The organism is Flavobacterium frigidum (assembly GCF_048286795.2).
The window spans coordinates 31,203-52,578 of the sequence record NZ_JBLVPT020000019.1 but is presented as its reverse complement, the minus strand read 5'-3'; the positions used below and the strand labels follow the sequence as shown (position 1 = coordinate 52,578).

Annotated in this window: 20 protein-coding genes; 10 read left to right on the top strand and 10 right to left on the bottom strand. The window is 31.6% G+C overall.

Translation table 11 applies throughout. The features are described 5' to 3' along the window. Nucleotides 1-245: 245 nt before the first annotated feature. The 3 genes from ACNQGB_RS14620 to ACNQGB_RS14610 all read right to left on the bottom strand — a co-directional run bounded on the left by ACNQGB_RS14620 (nt 246) and on the right by ACNQGB_RS14610 (nt 3,874). Nucleotides 246-2,018: a MutS-related protein gene (locus ACNQGB_RS14620; protein WP_417944792.1), complete on the bottom strand. Its 1,773-nt coding sequence runs from the start codon at nt 2,016-2,018 to the stop codon at nt 246-248. A 116-nt stretch (nt 2,019-2,134) separates the two neighbouring features. Next, nucleotides 2,135-2,968, bottom strand: coding sequence for a universal stress protein (locus tag ACNQGB_RS14615; protein ID WP_417944794.1), 834 nt, complete (start codon nt 2,966-2,968; stop codon nt 2,135-2,137). A 75-nt stretch (nt 2,969-3,043) separates the two neighbouring features. Next, on the bottom strand, nt 3,044-3,874 hold the full coding sequence (locus tag ACNQGB_RS14610; protein WP_417944796.1) for a universal stress protein: 831 nt from the start codon (nt 3,872-3,874) through the stop codon (nt 3,044-3,046). Between the two features lie 177 nt (nt 3,875-4,051). On the opposite strand from ACNQGB_RS14610, the gene mnmE reads away from it, so the two are divergent. The 8 genes from mnmE (at nt 4,052) to ACNQGB_RS14570 (ending at nt 11,356) form a co-directional block, all read left to right on the top strand. Continuing rightward, the gene (gene mnmE / locus ACNQGB_RS14605; RefSeq protein ID WP_417944797.1) at nt 4,052-5,440 is read left to right on the top strand and encodes a tRNA uridine-5-carboxymethylaminomethyl(34) synthesis GTPase MnmE; all 1,389 of its coding nucleotides are present in this window, start codon (nt 4,052-4,054) and stop codon (nt 5,438-5,440) included. 234 nt (nt 5,441-5,674) lie between these two features. Next, the gene (locus ACNQGB_RS14600) at nt 5,675-6,244 is read left to right on the top strand and encodes a helix-turn-helix domain-containing protein (RefSeq protein ID WP_417944798.1); all 570 of its coding nucleotides are present in this window, start codon (nt 5,675-5,677) and stop codon (nt 6,242-6,244) included. Nucleotides 6,245-6,248: 4 nt separating this feature from the next. Beyond that, on the top strand, nt 6,249-7,385 hold the full coding sequence (locus ACNQGB_RS14595; protein ID WP_417944799.1) for a site-specific integrase: 1,137 nt from the start codon (nt 6,249-6,251) through the stop codon (nt 7,383-7,385). 5 nt (nt 7,386-7,390) lie between these two features. After that, nucleotides 7,391-8,125, top strand: coding sequence for a hypothetical protein (locus ACNQGB_RS14590; RefSeq protein WP_417944801.1), 735 nt, complete (start codon nt 7,391-7,393; stop codon nt 8,123-8,125). Between the two features lie 105 nt (nt 8,126-8,230). Further along, entirely contained in the window at nt 8,231-8,593 is a 363-nt protein-coding gene (locus ACNQGB_RS14585) for a helix-turn-helix domain-containing protein (protein ID WP_417944803.1), read from the top strand. 163 nt (nt 8,594-8,756) lie between these two features. Beyond that, nucleotides 8,757-9,107, top strand: a complete 351-nt coding sequence (locus ACNQGB_RS14580) for a hypothetical protein (RefSeq protein ID WP_417944805.1) — start codon at nt 8,757-8,759, stop codon at nt 9,105-9,107. Continuing rightward, on the top strand, nt 9,097-10,470 hold the full coding sequence (locus ACNQGB_RS14575) for a DUF3987 domain-containing protein (protein ID WP_417944807.1): 1,374 nt from the start codon (nt 9,097-9,099) through the stop codon (nt 10,468-10,470). The genes ACNQGB_RS14580 and ACNQGB_RS14575 overlap by 11 nt, the downstream gene beginning before the upstream one ends. A 361-nt stretch (nt 10,471-10,831) precedes the next feature. Then, nucleotides 10,832-11,356, top strand: coding sequence for a hypothetical protein (locus ACNQGB_RS14570; RefSeq protein WP_417944809.1), 525 nt, complete (start codon nt 10,832-10,834; stop codon nt 11,354-11,356). Between the two features lie 56 nt (nt 11,357-11,412). On the opposite strand, the gene ACNQGB_RS14565 is transcribed toward ACNQGB_RS14570, so the two are convergent. The 7 genes from ACNQGB_RS14565 to ACNQGB_RS14535 all read right to left on the bottom strand — a co-directional run bounded on the left by ACNQGB_RS14565 (nt 11,413) and on the right by ACNQGB_RS14535 (nt 17,746). Continuing rightward, nucleotides 11,413-11,595: a hypothetical protein gene (locus ACNQGB_RS14565; protein WP_417944811.1), complete on the bottom strand. Its 183-nt coding sequence runs from the start codon at nt 11,593-11,595 to the stop codon at nt 11,413-11,415. 705 nt (nt 11,596-12,300) lie between these two features. Then, nucleotides 12,301-13,695, bottom strand: a complete 1,395-nt coding sequence (locus tag ACNQGB_RS14560; protein ID WP_417944813.1) for an exonuclease domain-containing protein — start codon at nt 13,693-13,695, stop codon at nt 12,301-12,303. Nucleotides 13,696-14,056: 361 nt separating this feature from the next. After that, complete coding sequence (locus ACNQGB_RS14555; RefSeq protein ID WP_417944815.1) at nt 14,057-15,514, bottom strand: magnesium chelatase; 1,458 nt, start codon at nt 15,512-15,514, stop codon at nt 14,057-14,059. Nucleotides 15,515-15,653: 139 nt separating this feature from the next. Beyond that, on the bottom strand, nt 15,654-16,772 hold the full coding sequence (locus ACNQGB_RS14550; protein WP_417944817.1) for a vWA domain-containing protein: 1,119 nt from the start codon (nt 16,770-16,772) through the stop codon (nt 15,654-15,656). Between the two features lie 179 nt (nt 16,773-16,951). Next, complete coding sequence (locus ACNQGB_RS14545; protein WP_417944818.1) at nt 16,952-17,332, bottom strand: YchJ family protein; 381 nt, start codon at nt 17,330-17,332, stop codon at nt 16,952-16,954. Between the two features lie 31 nt (nt 17,333-17,363). Next, entirely contained in the window at nt 17,364-17,591 is a 228-nt protein-coding gene (locus tag ACNQGB_RS14540) for a hypothetical protein (RefSeq protein WP_417944820.1), read from the bottom strand. Beyond that, nucleotides 17,591-17,746 carry a hypothetical protein gene (locus ACNQGB_RS14535; protein WP_417944822.1) on the bottom strand — a complete coding sequence of 52 codons (156 nt, stop codon included), beginning with the start codon at nt 17,744-17,746 and terminating at the stop codon, nt 17,591-17,593. Before ACNQGB_RS14535 ends, ACNQGB_RS14540 begins: the two co-directional genes overlap by 1 nt. A gap of 347 nt (nt 17,747-18,093) precedes the next feature. Between ACNQGB_RS14535 and ACNQGB_RS14530 the strand changes: the two genes are divergently transcribed. Continuing rightward, nucleotides 18,094-20,937 carry a PAS domain S-box protein gene (locus ACNQGB_RS14530; protein ID WP_417944824.1) on the top strand — a complete coding sequence of 948 codons (2,844 nt, stop codon included), beginning with the start codon at nt 18,094-18,096 and terminating at the stop codon, nt 20,935-20,937. Beyond that, entirely contained in the window at nt 20,934-21,341 is a 408-nt protein-coding gene (locus ACNQGB_RS14525; RefSeq protein ID WP_417944826.1) for a response regulator, read from the top strand. Before ACNQGB_RS14530 ends, ACNQGB_RS14525 begins: the two co-directional genes overlap by 4 nt. The last annotated feature ends 35 nt before the right edge of the window (nt 21,342-21,376 follow it).

Genomic DNA, 21,376 nt, shown 5'->3' with positions numbered 1-21,376 from the left:
ACCATTTGATATACGCTATTAACCAAACCACTTTTATATTTAAGAAACCGTCTCGATAAATCGAGACGGTTTTTGTTTTTATGCGTTTCACTTTATGTTATTCTAAACAAGGCTAAATTTCATTGTGTTTTCCTTTTCGATGATTAATTTCGGCTGCTTGCATTAGTGAGTTTGCTTCGTTCCTTGCAAAGACAAACCGCACATGGATTAATTAGTGTGAAATCTAAGAAGTCTATTAATTTAAACTATATAACGCCCATTTTTTTCATTAAAAATGTAGCGCTTCTATTTTTACAAATTCCATCATGTAACTTGTAATCAAAATGGAGTTCATTATCGACAATCTCTACTTCAAAGCATTTATTGGTTAGTATATTTGGATATTCATTTGTTGTCAAGCAAACTTCTATATCATGCGTTGCAATGGCTCCAATTGCTTTTTTAGCAATCACTTTTTTGACTACTTCAATTGTTCCATTTCGTTTATCATCAGAGTTTGTTCCGCGCAATATTTCGTCCAATAAAACAAATGCAGGTCTATTTTCGAGCTCGTCCATGATTTGCTTTAGGCGCTTTATTTCAGCAAAGAAATACGATTCACTATCGGACAACGAATCGGATAATCGCATCGAAACCAAAACGGGTAACGGATGCACATTCGCTTGGCTTGCACAAACAGGCGAACCTATTCCAGATAAAACCATATTAATTCCTAAACTTCTCAAAAAAGTACTTTTACCTGACATATTTGAACCCGTTAAAATCATAAAGGATTGTGGTTGAAAATGTACATTATTGCCTATTCTGGTTTTAGGATTTAATAACGGGTGACTTAAATCTGTAAAATCAACTTCAAAATTTTCATTTAAAGTTGGGAATACAAAGTCGGGGTTGTTATAGGACATGTTGGCCAAACTATTCAGCATTTCAAATTCGCCTATAACATTGAGCCATTCCTCAAGTACCTCGGCATGATCATTTTTCCATTGAATTAGCGATTTTAATACATGAAGATTAAATAAAAAAGTTCCATTAAAAACGATAGCAGTTACGAAATTTGAAATGCTATCCATTCTTGAAAACAAGTCAGCTAAATGTTTCAAATGAATACTTGCATTTTCTTTCTTGAATTTTAGTTTTTTCTGTAAAGCAACTAGTTTTTCAGACTTAAAACTTTCGTCTTCTATTTTTTGTAAAAGCAAACTATATTGGTGAATGGTTTTATCAATTGCAGTAGAATTAGCTATTTCGCATTGAATTCGCTTTATAAATCTGCCTAAAATTATTAAGTTGATTACAAATAAATACGATAAAATTGAAGCGTAAACAAGATTTGAAGATACAATATACGCAATCACAAATCCCAGAAAAAGCATTGGTGATACATAAGAAATGTATACGCTTGACTTGGATAACGGAATACTATTGAAAGTAGTCCACTTGAGCAAGGTTTCAAAATTTGATCTATTATCATTTCCTACTTTGGCGTAAGCCAAAAATTCCTGACGCCAATCTAATTTTTCGGATAATTCTTTGATTGCTTGTTGATTATCTCTAATTTGATCCTTTGGCAAAAGTGTCAACAATTGGTTTGCTAATCTCTTTTTACCAACATAAGTGGCGGTTCTATTACAGTTTTGAAACAATGAATGTTCTCCAAAAATATCTAAATCATAGGCGTAAGGATGTTGAAAATCAATAAATTCTAGCCCATTTTCAAAAGGAATTTTATCTCTTTTTAAATACGCTATTTCATTTTCATTGATTGTTACTAAACTTTGATGGAGTTTTCTTTTGAACGCTAATGTTGTGTGGAAACGCATTACAACAATAAAAGTTATAAATAGGCAAACGGCAACAACAAGAAATACAACCTCACTGTTTTGTATATAATAATAACTGGAAACAACAAAAAAAGCAATGGCAATTAATCGTAATATACTAATGCTGTTATACTGTTTGTTGATTGCCGTTACTTTTGATATAAATCGTGCTTTTTTCTCCTGATATATTTCCATATTGATTTTGATGAATCACAAATATACGAAATAGATTGCGCTATGATCTTTAAATCAATAGCTATTGGCGCTGCCATAAAGCACGATATGCTGCACTATTGCTTAAACTCCTATAATCAAGCAATTGGAATGGTTAAAATAGGAATATCAAAATGTGTTGCTATTTTTTTTGTCAAGCTTGGATTAAAAATACTTTCAAAAAAACCTCTTTTATAGGGCAACATGGTCAACACATCTACTTCTTTATAGTTTATAAAATCAATAATACTTTCCTGAACCTCATTGCTATTGACTATAAAAAAATGAAGCGGTTCTGCAATAAATTCATCTTCCCATTCTTGTATGGTTACTTTTGTAACATCTGATTCGCTCGTTTTTACATACAAACATTTCACAATAGCACCTGCATTTTTTGCTAAATGGAGAACCATTTTTAATGCTTTTTTGTCTTTGGTTCTAAAACGAGTTGTGAATCCGATAACTTCAATTCTCTTGAATTTGGCTTCTATAGGGATACAAAACATAGGAACATCTATTCCAGAAATTACAGAACCTGTATTGGTACCCATAAGAAAAGTATCCCATCCCGTGGCTCCTGCAGTTCCCATTATGACAAAATCTATTTTATCTTCTTTGATACATTTTTTAATATTATTAAGTAAATCCCCATCCATTAATCTATGAGACATTTTTATTTTATCAAGATGACGTTCTTCTGCTATGGCTCGCAATTTTGGGATTTCATCTTTAAACATGTCAAATTTCGCTAACGCTAATGAATCGTAAAGGACCGCGTAATTTTCAGGAAAAAACTGATTGTCATAAATTGGCAGCTCAAAGCTGTGCAATAAAACAATTTCCCCATGAACTATTTTTGCAAATTCTAAAGCATGTACAAAAGCATTTGTAGCTACTGTAGAAAAATCGGTTGGAAAGAGAATTTTTTTCATTTGTACTATTCTTTTAAAGGATTCATTTACTAATAAATTTTGAGTGTTTTTCGAGTATTCAAATCAGAATTAATTTTATTCATGAATCGCCAAAATTGGTACATTGATGTGAAATGCTAATTTTTTTGAAAGACTGATTTCGAAAATTTTATCAAAGAAATTTCTGTGATGCACATGCATTGCTATCAAATTAATTTTGTGCAAATCGATAAAATTTAAAATAATTCCTTCCACATCTTCTCCTTTGATAGAGTGAAATGTAACTTCATTGTTTTCTACTAAAACCTTCCAATCTTCTCTGCTTTCATCTTTAATTTCATGTTGCGGAGACGCTATATGCAAGCAATCAATAGGTGCTTGAAATATTTTGGCTAAAAAAAGAACTCTTATAAAAGAACCCGTATCCTCCGGTTTGTATTGCGTAATAAACAGTATTTTTTTGATAGGATAATATCTACAGTGCTCCGGTATTGCCAAAACTAATGCTGTAACATCATTCATTACTTTTGTGGCTATTGTACCGAAAAAAGTTTCTTTAAGACTAGTGGCACCTTTAGTACCCATAACTACGAAATCGAAATTTTCATTCTCTGTTATTTTTTTTATTTCTGGAACCAAATTTCCCAAAATCAAAACATGACATATTTTGATATGAGTTAAATTGTTTTCTTCTGCAATTTTTCTTAAAACAGGAACTTCATCTTTATAGTTTTCAAAATTACTAAGTTCTGTTACATTATACATTTCATGTAAATACTCCGACACATTAATATAATTGGCTTGTGGCAATTGATACACATATATTGTAACTATTTCGGCGTTAATGAATTCTGCCAATTTTAATGCGTAAATAAACGCGTTTCTAGACACTTCTGAAAAGTCAGTAGGAAATAGAATCTTTTTCATAAAACAATTATATTATTGAAAATCAATTATTTATATAAATTTACAAAACGAAAAACAAAACAGAATGATAATTATCAGTTTGGCTAATTTTTAACAAAAAATAAAGTCAATGGTTTAATAAGCCAGTCTTGTAGCCATGTCAATTTTGCTTACTTTTGCATCAAATTGAATTTAAATATGATACCTCAAGATTCCATAGTAGCACTAGCAACTCCCTCTGGTGCGGGTGCTATTGCAGTAATTCGAATTTCTGGACAAGATGCCATTGCAATAGGAAATTCTGTTTTTAAATCCATAAAAAACAAAGAATTAACAACCCAAAAAACGCATACGTTACATTTGGGTCACATTATGGACAATAATAAAACTTTGGATGAAGTTTTAATTTCTATTTTTAAAGGACCTAATTCGTATACTGGCGAAAATACGATTGAAATTTCGTGTCACGGTTCTACATATATCCAACAGCAAATAATTCAGTTGTTACTTCGAAAAGGTTGCCGCATGGCTGATGCCGGTGAATTTACCTTGCGCGCATTCTTAAATGGAAAACTGGATTTGTCGCAAGCCGAAGCTGTTGCCGATTTGATTTCGTCGGACAATGAGGCTAGCCACCAAATTGCGATGCAGCAAATGCGTGGTGGTTTTAGTAATGAAATTGCCAAACTAAGAGAAGAACTGTTAAATTTTGCTTCGCTGATAGAACTCGAATTAGACTTTGCCGAAGAAGATGTTGAATTTGCTGATAGAACTCAATTTCACGAATTGTTGAATAGGATTGAGTTTGTATTGAAACGTTTGATTGACTCGTTTGCTGTGGGAAATGTTATTAAAAACGGAATTCCAGTAGCTATAGTGGGTGAACCAAATGTGGGGAAATCTACCCTATTGAACGCTTTACTTAATGAAGAACGTGCCATCGTTTCGGAAATTGCAGGAACAACGCGTGACACCATAGAAGATGAATTGGTCATTGGCGGAATTGGTTTCCGATTCATCGATACCGCAGGAATTAGAGAAACGGAAGATGTCGTAGAAAGTATTGGTATCAAAAAAACATTCGAAAAAATCGAACAAGCGCAAGTAGTCGTTTTTCTTTTTGATAGTTCTGAGTTTAAAGTTTCAGGTTTAAAGTTAAAGGTAGAACTAGAAAAAATTAAGAATCAATTTCCGTTGAAACCTCTTGTAATAATTGGTAACAAAGCCGACAAATTAGATGAAATAGAAATTATTAATTTAAGAAATGAAATTCCCGAAATCGTACTTATTTCTGCCAAAGAAAAACTGGGAGTTGAGGATTTAAAGAATCAATTACTCTCCTTTGTCAATACTGGCGCCTTACGCAATAACGAAACAATCGTGACTAATACTAGGCATTACGATTCGTTACTTAAAGCACTTGAAGAAATTACAAAGGTAAAATACGGTCTCGAAACCAACTTGTCTAGCGATTTAATGGCTCTAGACATCCGAGAGGCCTTATACCATTTCGGAATGATAACCGGACAAGTAACCAATGACGAATTGTTGGGTAATATTTTTGCTAATTTCTGCATCGGAAAGTAACCCCCACAAAATAAACAAATACAAAACCATCTAAAACACTTATAAACGCATAATATACAAGGTTTGTTATTAGTTACAAATATAGGTTTATTTGGTTATGTTTTGTGTTTTTATGCTTATATTTGTACCTTATTTGTACCTCATCAGGATTTGACGGTTTATTTGTACCTTAAAATCCTTTTTGTTTGCACATAATTGCACTTAAATTGTCTTAATAATACTTAAAGATATAAAATGAGCAGTAACATAACTATTGAAAGGATTTGCCAAAACTGTAAAAATGAATTTACAGCAAAAACCACCGTAACGAAATTTTGCAGTATGAAATGCAGTAAAGCATCGTGGAGGAATGAAAAAAGAAATATCAAAATAGACAATAGTAATATTGAAACTCGATTAACTAAAACCGCACCTATTGAAGATTTGAAATCAAAAGAATTTTTGACGGTTAAAAACGTGGCTACTTTGCTAAATTGTTCCGTGCGTTCCGTTTATTACTACATTGATAATGGCACAATCCACGCAATCAATTTAGGTGAAAGGATAACGAGAATTAGACGCACCGAAATTGACAAACTTTTTGAGCGAATGCCAAAAGACACTACCAAAGAACCGCCAACACCTCCCGAAGCAAAAGAGTATGATATTTCAGAATGTTATACCATAACCGAAGTACAAACAAAATATAATATTTCGCCAGCAGGTCTTTATGTACTAATGCAAAAACATAATATCCCAAAGATTAAAAAATGGCGGTATGTGTACGTCCCTAAAGAATTAATCGACAATCTTTTTAATTTATAACAGTATGGCAACAAAAGTAACTTTACGAAAAAAGAATATTTCAAACAATAGACAAAGTTTGTATTTAGACTTTTACCCATCAATTATAAAAGATGGTAAAAGCACCCGCAGGGAGTTTTTAGGAATGTATGTGTATAACGAACCAAAAAGAAAAACGGAGAAAGATCATAATAAAGAAACGCTATCAATAGCGGAAACTATTTGCCAAAAGAAACAGAACCAACTCGACAAACCCGAAATATACACCACTTTTGAAAAAGAGCGTTTACAGGCTGAAAAAGTAGGTAATGAAAACTTTGTTGCTTACTTTGAAAAATTGACTTTAAAACGTAAAGAAAGTAACCACGATAATTGGCAGGCTACATTAAAATACTTAAAAACTTTCACGAAAGGCGAAGTTAAATTTATTGATGTAACAGAAACATTTTGCAATGATTTTAAAGATTATTTATTGAATGTAAAAAGTAATAAAAGCAATAAGGTAACCCTTTCACAAAACACCGCACAAAGCTATTTTAATAAATTCAAAGCAACATTAAAACAGGCTTATAAAGACGGCAAGTTATCCTTTGACTTAAATATTAAGGTAGAACAGATTAAGGCCGTAGAAACACGCAGAGAACACCTGACGATAGAAGAATTGAATAGACTTGCACAAACGGAATGTACCAACCCACTTTTAAAAACAGTATCGTTATTCTCGGCATTAACTGGATTGAGATTTTCAGATATTCAAAAGATGGTTTGGAACGAAATAGAATACATTGACGGCAACGGCTATTTTATAAAATTTGAACAGCAAAAAACGGGAGGTATTGAAACTATGCCAATAAGCGAACAGGCTTATAGTTTGTTAGGCGAAACCAAAGACGGCAACAAAAAAATATTTGACGGTTTAAAATACTCGGCACACGAAAACAGCCATTTGGCAAAGTGGATAGGACTTGCAGGAATAACCAAACATATTACGTTCCATTGTTTTAGACACACATACGCCACCCTGCAACTATCAAACGGAACGGATATTTACACCGTTTCAAAGATGCTAGGGCACCGTGAACTAAAAACTACACAGGTTTATGCAAAGATTATTGATGCAACCAAAAGAGAAGCGACAAACAAAATTAAAATTGAATTATAAGCAAAATGGACACAACCTATTTAGATACTATCCAAGCCACAAATCTTCTTACCCTTGAAGAGTATATTTATGTGTACCCTAGATTAATGTTCGAATACACAAAACTTGAGGCAGATTGCAATGAAATGTTTTTTATAGAGGAACAAATAGAACAACATTTTATACACATTGATGGTTGTAAAAATGCTAAAAATAGAATATCAAACGACTATGATTATAAAAAATACGGCACATTTGAAGATTGGGTTAAAACGGCTAGGTCTTTCGATATAAGAATAGTAAGCCTTAAAGCTATAATAAAATATTTAGAAACTAAAAAATCAGAACTTGAAGCACCCCAACCGCCAACACCTCCCGAAGACAATTCAAGCGAAGAAAAACAGGAAAATCAATTTGCAAAAAATATACCGATGCAATTTACGATTGAACACTTTAGTAAATTAAAGACGAAAAATAAAAAAGGAAATGTATTTCTAACTGATGAAAAATTTGACAAATTCATTAAATGTGCATTTTTAAACGAAAAAATTATTGAAAAACAAAAAATTGATTTCGAACGGGGTGAAAGTGGCAAAGTAATAAGAGTGTTTTACGATTATTTTGATTTAGCTTGTAAAGACTACGGACAAAAAAACAGCAAAGATCCGTTTATCAATTTAGTATTTAAATGTTTTGATAATTGGGAGCCTACAAAAATAAAATCATTTTTCAAACCTAATAAAACTAAAGATATATTATAAAAATAGTTGTCCGTTGTGTCTGTCTTTTTGTCCGTTTTGACCGCAATATTTTTCACACAAAGTACCCAATATCTTTGACGCTATCAAACAAAAATGATAGTAAAAATGGAAAATTCAACACAAGGTTTAACCCTTGAAACACTGCCGAAAGCCTTTACTAAATTCGCCAACGAAGTAAGCGAAACATTAAGGATGTTACTAGAAATGAGTAACGAAAAACCGACCTCTCAGACCGAAAAACTTTATTCAATAAAGGAAGCATCAGAATTTTTAAATTTGTCAGTTCCGACAATTTACTCTAAAGTAAGCAGGAATGAGTTACCGTTTATGAAGCAAGGGGGTAAATTGTATTTTAGTTCTTTTGAATTGATGCAGTTTATAAAAGACGGCAGAAAAAAAACAAATGCCGAAATCGAAGCCGAAGCAATTGATTATTTGAACAAAAACAAAGGAGGTAAAAAATGCTAGAAACATTTAATACCTCCGATAATCTTATGCTTAATTGTCAGGGCGAAGATACAATAAACAAAATAAAATTCCTTTCTAAAGGGTTGCAATATTGCAAGCCAATTTCGGGAAGTTTACTTTTCAGAATTGTAAAAATAATTACTAATTCTAATACTGTATTAAGATGAAAAATCAAGAAGCAGTCTTACTAATTCGTAAAGAGATTTTAGAAAGGTCGAACCTTGCCTTTGAAACTATCTTAAAATTGCCCGAATTGAAAAGGTATTATTTAGGCTTGAAATATGTTACAACCTCAAATAATGCTATTTGTAAGGCTTTGAATATTCCTATTGAAGCAGGAACACGTTATAAAGCCGAACTCGAAAACAATTATAATTTAGTGGCTTCGGCGGATAAGTTTCAATGTGACTATACCGGCGAATACGTTCAATTTTTAAGCACTAACCCCGCCGAATTTGAACGACTTAAAAAGTCAGATATAAATCAATTAAATCTATTTGAAGATGGAAAATAAAACACCAAAAAGAATGGATTTAAGCAAGGCAATTGATAAAGCAATGAGAGGAGAAGTTAAAGCAAGCGGAAACCCTTTCCCTATTGATGTATTCCCTAACCTTTTCAAAGATTTAATCCTGGATCTGAATAGTAGTTTAAACTTCCCTATCGATTACACAGGAACGGCACTATTAACAGCAATTTCCACAGCAATAGGAACTACAGCACAATTAAGAGTAAAACACAATTGGCCTGAATATGCTTCGCTTTATACTTGTTTGATTGGTAACGCTGGAGCGAATAAAACGCACCCCATAAATACAATATTCAAACCTATAAAAGATATTGATAAAGGCAACCACGATATTTTTAAAGTTGGGTTTGCCGAGTTGGAACGGTTTAACAAACTTTCAAAAAAAGAAAAAGAGGAATTAACCGAACCAATTTCACCCAAATTAAAAAAGAGCATACTAACTAATTTCACACCCGAAGTTTTAAATAAAAGATTAGAAGAAAACCGCAGAGGTTGCACTGTTTTAAGCGATGAATTAGCAACGTTTTTTGAAGGAATGAATAACTATTCAAAAGGCGACCAAATAACGGTTTATTTATCGATTTGGAATAACCAAGGTATCACGATTGACAGGATAGGAAACCCAATACCGTTATCTATTGAAAACCCTTATTTGTCAATTATTGGAGGTTTACAGCCAAGAGCATTAAAAAACTCGTTCCCTATCGCGAAATTGAATAATGGTTTTTTTCAAAGATTTTTATTTGCCTATCCTAGTAGTGTTTTTAAAGAGCCGATAAACGACAAGGAATGTAACTCTACTTTAATTGAAAACTATAAAAATTTCATTGTGAATTATTACAATAATTCAGAGCTTCAAGAAACTAAAATATTGAATTGGAGTCCCGAAGCTAAAGTATTTTTTTACAATTGGCAAAAAGAGAACTGCAATTTAGTAAATGAATATCAAAACAACATAAAGGGCGAAATAGCTTCAAAATTTGACAATCACTTTGTTAGACTGGCTTTGTTGCTTCAAATAATGAAAGAACCTCAAGCCGATTATATTCAATTGGAAGCGGTACAGGGAGCAGAAAAATTATGTGCTTATTTTATGAATTGTAGTTTTAAAGTGCTAGAGGTTATCCAAAATAAAAAAGACTATTTACAGACCTTGCCCGAACAAAAACAAAAATTCTATTATTTATTAGCCGAAAAATTTACCACAGCCGAAGCGGTTACTATCGGATTGAATTTTGATTTTAACGAAAAGAGTGTACAGCGATTTTTAAAAGATACTATTTTATTTAAAAGACTGAAGCACGGCAGTTATGAAAAAAACATCAAACCAAAAGAAACCGAAAAATAAATATTTATTTGCTATTTGTCTTTATTGTCCTTTTGTCCTTTTTTAAATTTAACCTACTTATTTTCACATACTTAATTCCTTTTAAATAAGACATTAAAAAGACAAAATTTGTTTCTTAATTTTCAAAAGGACAACAAAAGGACAGTAATTTGTCTTAAATACAAAATAACATCTACTTGAAATTCAGCAACATAATCTAAAAAAGGACAAAAAAGACAAAAAGGACAGGGTTGTAAATTATTTAGAATAAATAAAAATAAAAAGTACTTTGAGGGAAACCGTAATGGAAATGATTTTTAATTGAGTAGTTTTGATTTGTAGAGTTTAACGAGGATTTATTTATATTAATTAAAAAAGACCTATGAAAAATTTAAAAAAAGTAATTTTAGTTTTAGGGTTTATTTTTATTTTTGGCTTTTGTTATGGACAAAAAAGTTATTTAAAAGCAGATGGAACGCTTGAGGATGATTTTTTTAGAGAGCAATTTGTAGGCTATTTTAACGAAACACCTGCATTAAATAAAAATGTAAAGTTAGATATTGACAATAAATATCTTGTTATCATAAGTAAATATGATTGTGGAGACGAAAAATTTGAACCTGTAACAATGCAAAAAAGTGCTCTAAATTATTCTTACGCACAACTGTTAAGCGGGATTAATTTATTTAAAACAATAGGTCATAGAAAATTTACTGATAATTATAAATTTGAGGGGATAATTTTTAAAACAAATACAATATGTATGTTTTCAACAAGAAGTTATGATTTTAAGTTTAGTATAGATGAGTTAAAAAGTTTGCCAGAATATGTAGATTTTCAAGATTTAATAGGTGTAATCGCTAAAAACGATTATAAAAATATAATTTATGCAAAAAATAATTTATAACGAATTTCATTTAAACAAAAAAGTCTCTCATTTCTGAAAGGCTTTTTATTTTTTGTTCATTTTTTAGATAATAAAGCAATATTCTCATAGCAAGTTTCTTCAAGCTCAAAGCCAGCTTCACATCTTAAAGTATCGTAAAAATTACCTTGTGTGTACCATTCTTTTACGATTAACCATACTTCTAATTCAGTTAGGTTTTTGTCTTTAATTACTGTTGTTCTTTCTACTAGTATAGACATAGTTTTTGTTTTTTAGTTATTATTATTGTTATTTTATGCTTAATATTTTTAAATGCTAACTGCTTGTTGTCGGTTGCCTCCACAGGGGCTTATTAATATAATATTCAAATATAATAAATTGACTTGCTCATTCGACCTTACAAACATTTGTTGTTGGCTAGGATTAAATAATAATGCGTAAGTATCTGATTTTATTGACACTGTGTTAATTTTAAAGTTTTATTTTTTTATTGTTGTCAATACTTATTATATTTTTTTCGACTACTCTTTTTTATTAATGCTTTTGTAAAACTTATGTATTTAATTTTCATTTATTTAGTAGGGTTAATTATTTGTACTTACAATTAGAGGGTATGGGTTATACTCTATTTTTGGGGTGTTTCTTTTCAAACCGAAAGTCTTTTTATAAAGGGCGGGGGGTCTTTTTTTTAGTTTCTCTTTCCAAATTTATTTTAAATTCTCTTGTGATTTTGTGATTCATAATACTGTAAATCGGTTGAGGTTTATTTGTGTTGAACTATTTGGAAATATAATATCAAAATATTTACCTAGAAAAGTACTTAAAATACGCTTCAAACGTTAATATTTTACTTTTTTGTACCTTATTTGTATCTCTTAAATATAACTAATTGATTTTCAGCATAACTTACTTTCTGCATCGGGAAATAGTACAGAAAATGTAATACATAGATTCGAAAACAAGTATTAATCGTAAATAATTGAATCTTCATCTTTATTAAAAATGATAACCTTTCTAGGATATTTTTTGGCAGAATTTAAAACCAATTGCGTACTATATTGATTTGTTTTGTAAGGTTTAATATGCTCTTTTATTTGATTCGAAACGGTAATGATCGCATCAGAATCTAGATAGCCCATGCCATAAAATTGTCCTTTTTCTACCAAGATGCAACTACGTTCGTCAGTAGTTCTTCCTTTATCAATTATAGCAAAACTGATTCTGCTATTCAAATAAAAATCAATAGCAACTTGGATTTGATCATTGTGTAAATCCATATCAGGTAAGGAAATTATATTTTCTTGAGTTGTAAAAACTCCATCAGCCATACCGCCATATTTACAAAATCTACTATCAATATCAAATTTTTGTGCTAATTCTTGCAATAAATTTATACCACCGTAAATATGATCAAATGTTTCTAAGCAATTTTGATTTTTGGCTAATTTTCCAACTGCTAGATACCTATATCCATTCCTTGCTTCGTATTCAAATAATCCGAATTTTGGTTCAAAGCGCTTCAAAGATTTATTATGAATAGGCCATAACTGCTTTATTTCACTACACTCAAGCAACAATGCCATTAATTCTGTTCCGCAAATTTCGTAAGTAATATGGTAGATATCACGCAAAAAATGTTGTCTTTGCGGTGTGATTTTATGACCTCCAAAATGTGATGCTACGCGTTTTTTTATGCTTACAGCTTTTCCAATATATATTACTTTTTTGTGCTCATCGTAAAAATAATATACGCCTGGTTTATCAGGCAGTTGATCAAAATCTTCACGAGGTAAATTAGGGGGCAAGCGCTGATCTTGAGATGTTTTCTTTATCATTCCATCTATTACTTTGTCAATATCCCATTCTAGTAATCGCGAAAATAAAATTGTAGTTGCATCAACATCTCCTCCCGCACGATGGCGGTTATCGAGATTTATTTCTAAGGCACTGCAAAGTCTACCCAAACTATAAGATGGTAATCCCGGTTTAATTTTTCTTGCTGCTCTAACAGTACACAGCTTTTTAGCTGTCCATTTTAAACCAGCTCGTTCCAGTTCGTGACGAACAAAAGAGTAGTCAAAATTGACATTATGTGCCACAAATACACGATCTGATAAAAGTTCAAAAACTTGATCTGATATAAAATCAAATAGTGGTGCATCTTTAACCATTTCATTGGTAATACCTGTTAATGCAAAAATGGCGGGTGGTATTTCTTTTTGTGGGTTAACCAATGTTTCCCACCGGTGAATTATATTTTTTCCATCATGAATAATAATAGCAATTTCAGTAATTCGGCTGTGACTCGCATTTCCACCTGTGGTCTCAATATCTACTATTGCGTATTCTTGTTTTTTCATTTTATGCGGTCTAGTTTATCACGACTGCGCTCGAAGTGTGATAGTTATAACTTGGCTATTCAAAAAAAAAATTAGATCTCAAATTTTCAGTAAAAACTTCTCAATTACACTCGAAATGCTATTTAGATTTAAAAGTATAATGGATTTCTAATTATTTGGGTAAAATTCTCAGATGCGGTTAAAGTGTCATTATTTTAAATTATTTCCATACAATTTGTTACTGAAAAAATTTAATGATTCTAATTACTTCGAAATGTATTTTCCTCGGAATCAAAAAAAATGCTACTTAAAATTTAAAAGCCATTTAAGAAATTACTAAGTAGCAATTTCTTAAATGACTTTTAGAATTAAATTGATATTGCTAGAGCTTACTAATGAAGCTACCATAGATATCTTTGAACTGATACCCTTCAGAAAAACGGTCTTTACTTAGTTTTTTATATTCGACCAACCCCCAAAGAATAAATTCTTTCATAAATAACTTATCTTCATTTTTAAGTTGTGGTTGGTATTTTTTAATCAAAACCTCAAGAGGAACTATGCTGCTCAGGATTCTTTCATATTCTTCATCAGAGCAATCGTCTACTAATTCGAAACCACTTTCAACAAAAAACCATTCTATGATATCTGTGTAGGCCGTTTTTTGACCTTCTTTCTCTAGTTTTTCAATTTTTGGAAAATAAGCTGGAAAAAAAGTATGAATTGCATCACCTAATAAGTGTTGTGCCACTGCAGCTGCTCCCTCTTGCTCTCCTTCGTAAACCAATTCGACTTTTCCTGTTATTGCTGGAATAATTCCCATAAAATCAGATAAACGTAACGTTGTTTTGTCAGCTCCGGACTTCAAAGCCCTTCTTTCTGCAGTGCTTAATAAATTTTCAAAAGCAGTAATACTTAATCGGGCACTTACGCCACTTTTGTTATCGATATATTCACTTTCGCGTGCTTCAAAACTAATTTGTTCCAACAAATCTCTCGCTAATGAAGGCACATAAACCATATCACTTTGACTCAAGTCTAGTTTTGCTTCCTGCTCTGTAATGGTACGAGCTATTTTAATCGTATCTGGGTAATGTGTTAGGATTTGGGATCCTATTCTATCTTTTAGCGGCGTTACAATACTACCACGATTGGTATAATCTTCTGGATTTGCGGTAAATACAAATTGCATATCCAATGGCATTCTTAGTTTAAAACCTCGAATTTGTATGTCGCCTTCTTGCAAGATGTTGAACAATGCTACTTGAATTCTAGCTTGTAAATCAGGTAATTCATTAATTACAAAAATACAACGATTAGCTCTTGGAATCATCCCAAAATGAATCACTCGATCATCTGCGTAAGAAAGTTTTAAATTGGCCGCTTTGATAGGATCTACATCCCCAATCAAGTCAGCTACGGTTACGTCTGGTGTGGCTAGTTTTTCAAAAAAACGTTCGCTTCTATGCAACCAAGATATTGGAGTTTCATCGCCTTTGGCCTCAATGATATCCTTAGCAAAACGAGAAATGGGTTGCAAGGGATCATCATTTATCTCGGAACCCATCACAAACGGAATGTATTCATCCAATAATTCGATCATCTTTCTAGCCAATCTCGTTTTGGCTTGACCACGAAGCCCCAATAAATTGATGTTGTGACGGGATAGAATCGCTCGTTCCAGTTCTGGAATAACCGTGTTTTCAAAACCATGTACGCCTTCAAATGTTGGTTTTCCTGTTTTTATTTTTTCTCTAAGGTTAGATCGCAATTCGTCTTTTATACTTTTGCTTACATAACCTGATTTTTTTAATTCGCCTAAAGTTTTTATGGTATTCATTTATTTTTAATTGAAATTGATATTGAAATTGATCTATTATTAGGGTTTGCGTTAGGGATAAAAGTGGCATCCTTTTGTGCAGCGATAGCGAAACAAAAGATAGAGCGAATGAGCCCGACCCTTGTGGTAACGCCCAAAACTATTTTATTCTTTTTTTACGGTTGGTTTCATAATCCTCAAAAATCATTTCACCCAATCCTTTTAAGCCCGTATAAAAAGCTTTCCCTTGGTTGGACTCCGTGAATTTATTGACAAATTTTTGCAAATACGGGTCATTAGCAATCATAAAAGTGGTGATGGGAATGTGTAATTTCCGGGCTTGTTGCGCTTGGTTATAACATTTATCTACAATGTATTCGTCAAGACCGTTACTGTTCATGTAATACGAACCATCTTTCTCGCGCACACAACTTGGTTTCCCATCAGTTATCATAAAAATCTGTTTGTTGGTATTTCGTTTGCGTCGCAAAATATCCATTGCTAGTTGCAAACCGGCAACCGTATTGGTATGGTAAGGCCCTACTTTTAAATATGGTAAATCTCGAATTGCAATTGTCCAGGCATCATTACCAAAAACCAAAATATCTAAAGTGTCTTTTGGGTAGCGCGTTGTAATTAACTCCGCTAGAGCCATGGCTACTTTTTTGGCAGGTGTAATTCTATCTTCGCCGTACAAAATCATACTATGGCTGATATCAATCATCAACACAGTACTCATTTGGGATTTAAACTGCGTTTCCTCTACAACCAAATCATTTTCGGTTAGCATAAAATCGGCCACTCCATTATTGATTTGTGCGTTTCGCAAACTTTCAGTCAAAGAAATCCGTTCGAGTCCGTCTCCAAAATGAAATTCCCTGAACTCGCCTGTATGCTCATCGCCATTGCCGGCATGTTTGGTTTTATGATTGCCACTTCCTGAACGTTTTAAATTTCCAAAAATGGTATCTAATGCCTGTTGCCTAATGGCACGTTCCGTCTTGGCAGTGATTCCAATGCCAGAGGTTCCATCTTCCTTAAGTTCGTCTCTGATGTATCCTTTTTTCTTTAAATCTTCTATAAAATCATCGATGGTGTAGTGCTCATCTGTCAGCTTGTATTCAGTATCCAATTCTCGCAACCAGTCTATGGCTTCATCAAAATCTCCTGAAGTATGCGTGATTAATTCCTTGAAAATACCAAAGAGTTTATCAAACGGAGATTGAAAAGGCGCTTCGTATTGCTTGAAATAAAATCCTTTTTTAGAGTCGTTTTTCATAATTGTTAAAATTAAGCCTTTTACAAAAAAACTCTTGACAAACGAATATTAATTTTTAGTTAAAAGCTTTATCCAAAAATCATTCGAAAATTATTTGGATCTTCAAAACACTATTATCACAAAGGTTTAAGAAGGTATAAAACTTTTTCTAATTTTTTTTATTGAATACTGTTCGCCGTCTAGAAAAATTCTCCATCACTGTAAAACCAACTTCCATTTTCAAAAATAAAAGTTGAAAGTTCATGGTGAATTTGCTTCTGATTTTGATCATCTAGAAAATACGCTTTAAATTCGACTTTGTTTTCTATAAAGTCAATGATTTCTAGTTGGAGCCACGTATTACTGATGGCCCAATTTAAAAGTTCTTCTCTTGAATAGTTATCTCTTTCAGAACGGTGTGTAGTTGCTATCAAATAATCAACGTGCTGCAGGACATAAGCTGAATATCGAGACCGCATCAAGTCTATTGCTGTTGCAGCTATTTTGTTACCATTAAGCAAGGGCTCACAACATGTAACAAAGCTTTTTGATGAACAGCAATGGCATTTTGTATTTGTCATAACATTAAAAACATATCAACATTTCGTATTATTATTGCACACCAAGGGCAATTATCTTTTGCTGCAATTGATTTAAAAGTACTTGATATTTACTGATTTCTATTAATTCCTCATCTTCCTCTGAAAAGTCCAGTAATTCATCTAATCCTTCACTAACATCTACTAACTTATTAATAGCCTCCTTGCCATCTTTACAAGCAATTAAATCAATTATTTCTTGAATTCCTTTTTTAAGAGTATCAAATTTCGTTATATTCATTATATGTTATTTTCAGATGTTTTACTTTGATTGAACTTTATAGAAATCTGTTTTAGTTTCTCTTTTCGTAACATTTCGGCTAGCTTTACTTTATCCTGCGCTTTGTGTAATTTATCGTTGTGCTTTTTTATGTTTTTTTCGTTATTTCTTCCCATGAAATGTTTTATTACTCAAATCATTTGTCTGATTTAATATTAACTGCAAAGTTCGGCTTAATTATTGAAATTCAATTAATTTTTAGGTATTGAGTTTTTACAATTATAAAATTGAAAATATAAAATGCTAAATAGTGTTGATTTTAGTTTTTTTTAAATCATTTTTTCCTAGAGCAAGCAATACTGTCTGTATAAGATAAAATCTCTACTAATCAATTATCAATGGTGTTTTTACATTTCTAAATTCAATTAGCACCCCATTTATTAAAAAAATTATGCTATTAAATTATTTTTGTTATATTTAAATAATTAAAATTTCAGATTCCACTATTTTGTAAATGCATCAAATGGATAATAAAAAATACCCTGAATTTATAATTTGGTTCTTGAATAGACCCAAAACAACTGGTTTTATCACTTTTTTATTCCTTAGTTATATTGCAGGATTTATTGTTGTGCAACAATACCAACTTGTAAAGGAAGATGAGCAACAAGAAATGAGCAATATCCTAAAAATTGTCAATCAAAATCTTGAACAATCTCTAAAAAACTGTTACACAACAACTTTAACCTTAGCATTAACCATTAATGATAAAGGGATTCCTGAAAATTTTGATTATGTTGGAAAAAAACTTTTAGAAACTAATAATGTTATTAGTGCAGTACAACTAGTTCCACAGGGAATTATTAAATACATCTACCCTTTTAAAAATAATGAAGCAGCATTAAATCTCAATATATTAACAGCCCCGCATCTCAAAGCAGAGGCTGTAAAATCTGTAACTTTAAAAAAAATGTATTTTGCAGGTCCCTTGAATCTAAAACAAGGTGGAACAGGTATCGTGGGCAGATTTCCTATTTTTATAAATGACAAATTCTGGGGATTTTCGGCAGTTATCATAAAATTTGATGATCTGTTAAAATATTCTGGAATTACTACTGTTGACAACTCTAAATATTATTTTCAGTTTTCAAAGGAAAATTTAGCAACCAAAAAAGAAATTTTTTACCTCCCAAATAAAAGTGATTTTTCAAATAAATACAATATTTCCACGTCTATTCCAGACGGAGACTGGAAATTATATTTAATTTCAAAACATAACAATTTTTTATACACACCCATTATATTACCTGGTATTATAGGAGTTATTTTTGCAGCCCTTTTTGGCTTTTTAATTTATAAATTACTAAAAATACCAGAAGAACTTCAATCTTTGGTGGATGTACAAGCTACAAAACTTTTAAATTCTGAAATAAAATTTGAAGCTATTTTTGATCAGGCCGCAGTAGGAATAGCACATGTTGATTCTGTTACAGGTAATTTTATTGAAATTAATAATCAGTTTTGCAGATTATTAGGATATTCTCAGCAGGAAATGAAGGATAAAAATTTTCAATCCATAACTCATCCAGATGATTTAGGTATCGATTTATTAAGTTTAAAAAAACTGGTAAGTGGGGAAATAAAAGAATATAACTTAGAAAAAAGATATTTTACTAAATCTGGAACTATTATTTGGGTATATCTATCCGTATCAGCCCTATTTAAAAAAGGCGAAAAATTGACATCTCTCATCTCTATTGTCGAAGATATTACGTTAAAAAAAGAAGCGGAGCATTTAATCAAGAAGAGTGAAACTCGATTTAAAAGTTTATTCGATGACTCCCCAATTCCTATGTGGGAAACTGATTTTTCAAAAGTTAAAAAATATCTAGAAAAGTTAAATCTTATGAATGAAAATAAAGATGCTGTTTCTCATTATTTGAAAACGCATCCTGAAGTAGTTTTTGAATGTTTTCATTTAGTTAAACTTATTGATGCAAATACAATGTGCATGAACCTTCATAAGGTTAAACACAAAGAGGAATTGATTAATGCGGCCCTATCTCAAATACCCGAAAATAGTATTGCTGAAGGTTTTATTAAGCAGATAATAGCTATTACCCAAGGAGAAAATCAACTGGTTATGGACTCCAAAATGAAAAATACTGACGGTGAATACCGGGATGTTAATGTAAGATGGAATGTTATTCGTGGATATGAAAAATCGTTGCAAAGAATTATTATTTCCACAGAAGACATTACAGATCGTAAATCATCTGAAAACATAATTCTTAAATCTCAACAACGAATCGAATCTTTGATAAATACCATTGATGGAATTGTATGGGAGTGTGACGCCAAAACCTTTTCTTTTAATTTTATCAGTAAAAAAGTTGAAAAAATATTGGGATATTCTGCTGAAGAATGGGTACAAAATGAAACGTTTTGGGTAGATCATATTCATCCAGATGACAAAAAATGGACTATTGAATATTGTACCTTAAAAGTTAATGAAAACTCAAATCATGATTTCGAATACCGAATGATTGCCAAAAATGGAAAAGTAGTTTGGTTAAGAGATATCGTAAACGTAATTTCTGAAAACGGACAAGCAATTAGTTTACGTGGTATTATGATTGATGTGTCGGCAACTAAAGAATCTGAAAAAAAATTAAATGATTCTTTTAATTTAGTTACCGAGCAAAATAAAAGATTGTTGAACTTCTCCTATATTGTCTCTCATAATTTAAGATCCCATACCAGTAATATTGCCTCGATCATGGAATTACTTGAATCGTCTGATTCCGAGGAAGAAAAAAATGAAATGATTCAATTATTAAAATCTGTTTCTAATTCTTTGAGTGAAACGATGATCCATCTCAATGAAGTTATTACAATTAGGACTAATATTGGTTTGGTATCAGAACCTTTAAACCTAAATTATTATTTAGAAACAGCACAAAAAGTACTGTCTGAACAAGTAAATGCAAAAGAGGTTTCTTTTGTGACGAGCATGCCAGAAAACGTTATAATTAATTATAATCCAGCTTATTTAGAAAGTATTTTGTATAACATCATTTCAAATTCGATTCGATATAGCCATCCAGATCGAAAACCCATAATTCATATTCAATGGATAATTGATTCTGAAAATAAAATCCTGCAGATTTCTGATAATGGTGTTGGAATTGACTTGGTAAAGAATGCAGATAAAATTTTTGGTATGTATAAAACATTTGGGAATCACATCGATTCAAAAGGTATAGGATTGTTTATTACCAAAAATCAAATTGTTGCCATGGGTGGAAATATAACAGTAGAGAGCGAACCTAATGTAGGCACAACATTTAAAATTTACATTCAATGACAAAAAAATCAATTTGGGTAATTGATGATGATGCCATTTATCAAATTTTAGCCAATAAAATTATCCAACGATCGGAGCTGTTTTCTACTGTAAACTCATTTGTAAACGGCAAACTCGCAATAGATGCGTTGCACATTATTATAAGAAAAACAACAGACACGAACGAAAAAATTCCAGATATCATTCTGTTGGATATCAACATGCCAATTATGGATGGTTGGGAATTTATGGAGGAAATGAGCTTGATAAAATCAGAATTTAATAAAAAAATAATCGTTTACATTGTAAGTTCTTCAATTGCTGCCGAGGACAAAAAAAAATCTAAAACCTACTCAGACATCGTGGGATACTTATCTAAACCCATTTCTATGAATGATTTAGAATTAATTGCATTGAACGAATAAAGTCTAATTTTACTTTAAAATTAAACTAAGCTGAT

What these genes read in the sequence shown, in the direction of transcription:
- ACNQGB_RS14580 (WP_417944805.1), top strand. Translation starts at nt 8,757, where the DNA reads ATGAAAAATCAAGAAGCAGTCTTACTAATTCGTAAAGAGATTTTAGAA.
- ACNQGB_RS14620 (WP_417944792.1), bottom strand. Translation starts at nt 2,018, where the DNA reads ATGGAAATATATCAGGAGAAAAAAGCACGATTTATATCAAAAGTAACG.
- ACNQGB_RS14565 (WP_417944811.1), bottom strand. Translation starts at nt 11,595, where the DNA reads ATGTCTATACTAGTAGAAAGAACAACAGTAATTAAAGACAAAAACCTA.
- ACNQGB_RS14540 (WP_417944820.1), bottom strand. Translation starts at nt 17,591, where the DNA reads ATGAATATAACGAAATTTGATACTCTTAAAAAAGGAATTCAAGAAATA.
- ACNQGB_RS14530 (WP_417944824.1), top strand. Translation starts at nt 18,094, where the DNA reads ATGGATAATAAAAAATACCCTGAATTTATAATTTGGTTCTTGAATAGA.
- ACNQGB_RS14590 (WP_417944801.1), top strand. Translation starts at nt 7,391, where the DNA reads ATGGACACAACCTATTTAGATACTATCCAAGCCACAAATCTTCTTACC.
- ACNQGB_RS14610 (WP_417944796.1), bottom strand. Translation starts at nt 3,874, where the DNA reads ATGAAAAAGATTCTATTTCCTACTGACTTTTCAGAAGTGTCTAGAAAC.
- ACNQGB_RS14535 (WP_417944822.1), bottom strand. Translation starts at nt 17,746, where the DNA reads ATGGGAAGAAATAACGAAAAAAACATAAAAAAGCACAACGATAAATTA.
- ACNQGB_RS14595 (WP_417944799.1), top strand. Translation starts at nt 6,249, where the DNA reads ATGGCAACAAAAGTAACTTTACGAAAAAAGAATATTTCAAACAATAGA.
- ACNQGB_RS14600 (WP_417944798.1), top strand. Translation starts at nt 5,675, where the DNA reads ATGAGCAGTAACATAACTATTGAAAGGATTTGCCAAAACTGTAAAAAT.
- ACNQGB_RS14555 (WP_417944815.1), bottom strand. Translation starts at nt 15,514, where the DNA reads ATGAATACCATAAAAACTTTAGGCGAATTAAAAAAATCAGGTTATGTA.
- ACNQGB_RS14575 (WP_417944807.1), top strand. Translation starts at nt 9,097, where the DNA reads ATGGAAAATAAAACACCAAAAAGAATGGATTTAAGCAAGGCAATTGAT.
- ACNQGB_RS14585 (WP_417944803.1), top strand. Translation starts at nt 8,231, where the DNA reads ATGGAAAATTCAACACAAGGTTTAACCCTTGAAACACTGCCGAAAGCC.
- mnmE (WP_417944797.1), top strand. Translation starts at nt 4,052, where the DNA reads ATGATACCTCAAGATTCCATAGTAGCACTAGCAACTCCCTCTGGTGCG.
- ACNQGB_RS14525 (WP_417944826.1), top strand. Translation starts at nt 20,934, where the DNA reads ATGACAAAAAAATCAATTTGGGTAATTGATGATGATGCCATTTATCAA.
- ACNQGB_RS14560 (WP_417944813.1), bottom strand. Translation starts at nt 13,695, where the DNA reads ATGAAAAAACAAGAATACGCAATAGTAGATATTGAGACCACAGGTGGA.
- ACNQGB_RS14550 (WP_417944817.1), bottom strand. Translation starts at nt 16,772, where the DNA reads ATGAAAAACGACTCTAAAAAAGGATTTTATTTCAAGCAATACGAAGCG.
- ACNQGB_RS14570 (WP_417944809.1), top strand. Translation starts at nt 10,832, where the DNA reads ATGAAAAATTTAAAAAAAGTAATTTTAGTTTTAGGGTTTATTTTTATT.
- ACNQGB_RS14615 (WP_417944794.1), bottom strand. Translation starts at nt 2,968, where the DNA reads ATGAAAAAAATTCTCTTTCCAACCGATTTTTCTACAGTAGCTACAAAT.
- ACNQGB_RS14545 (WP_417944818.1), bottom strand. Translation starts at nt 17,332, where the DNA reads ATGACAAATACAAAATGCCATTGCTGTTCATCAAAAAGCTTTGTTACA.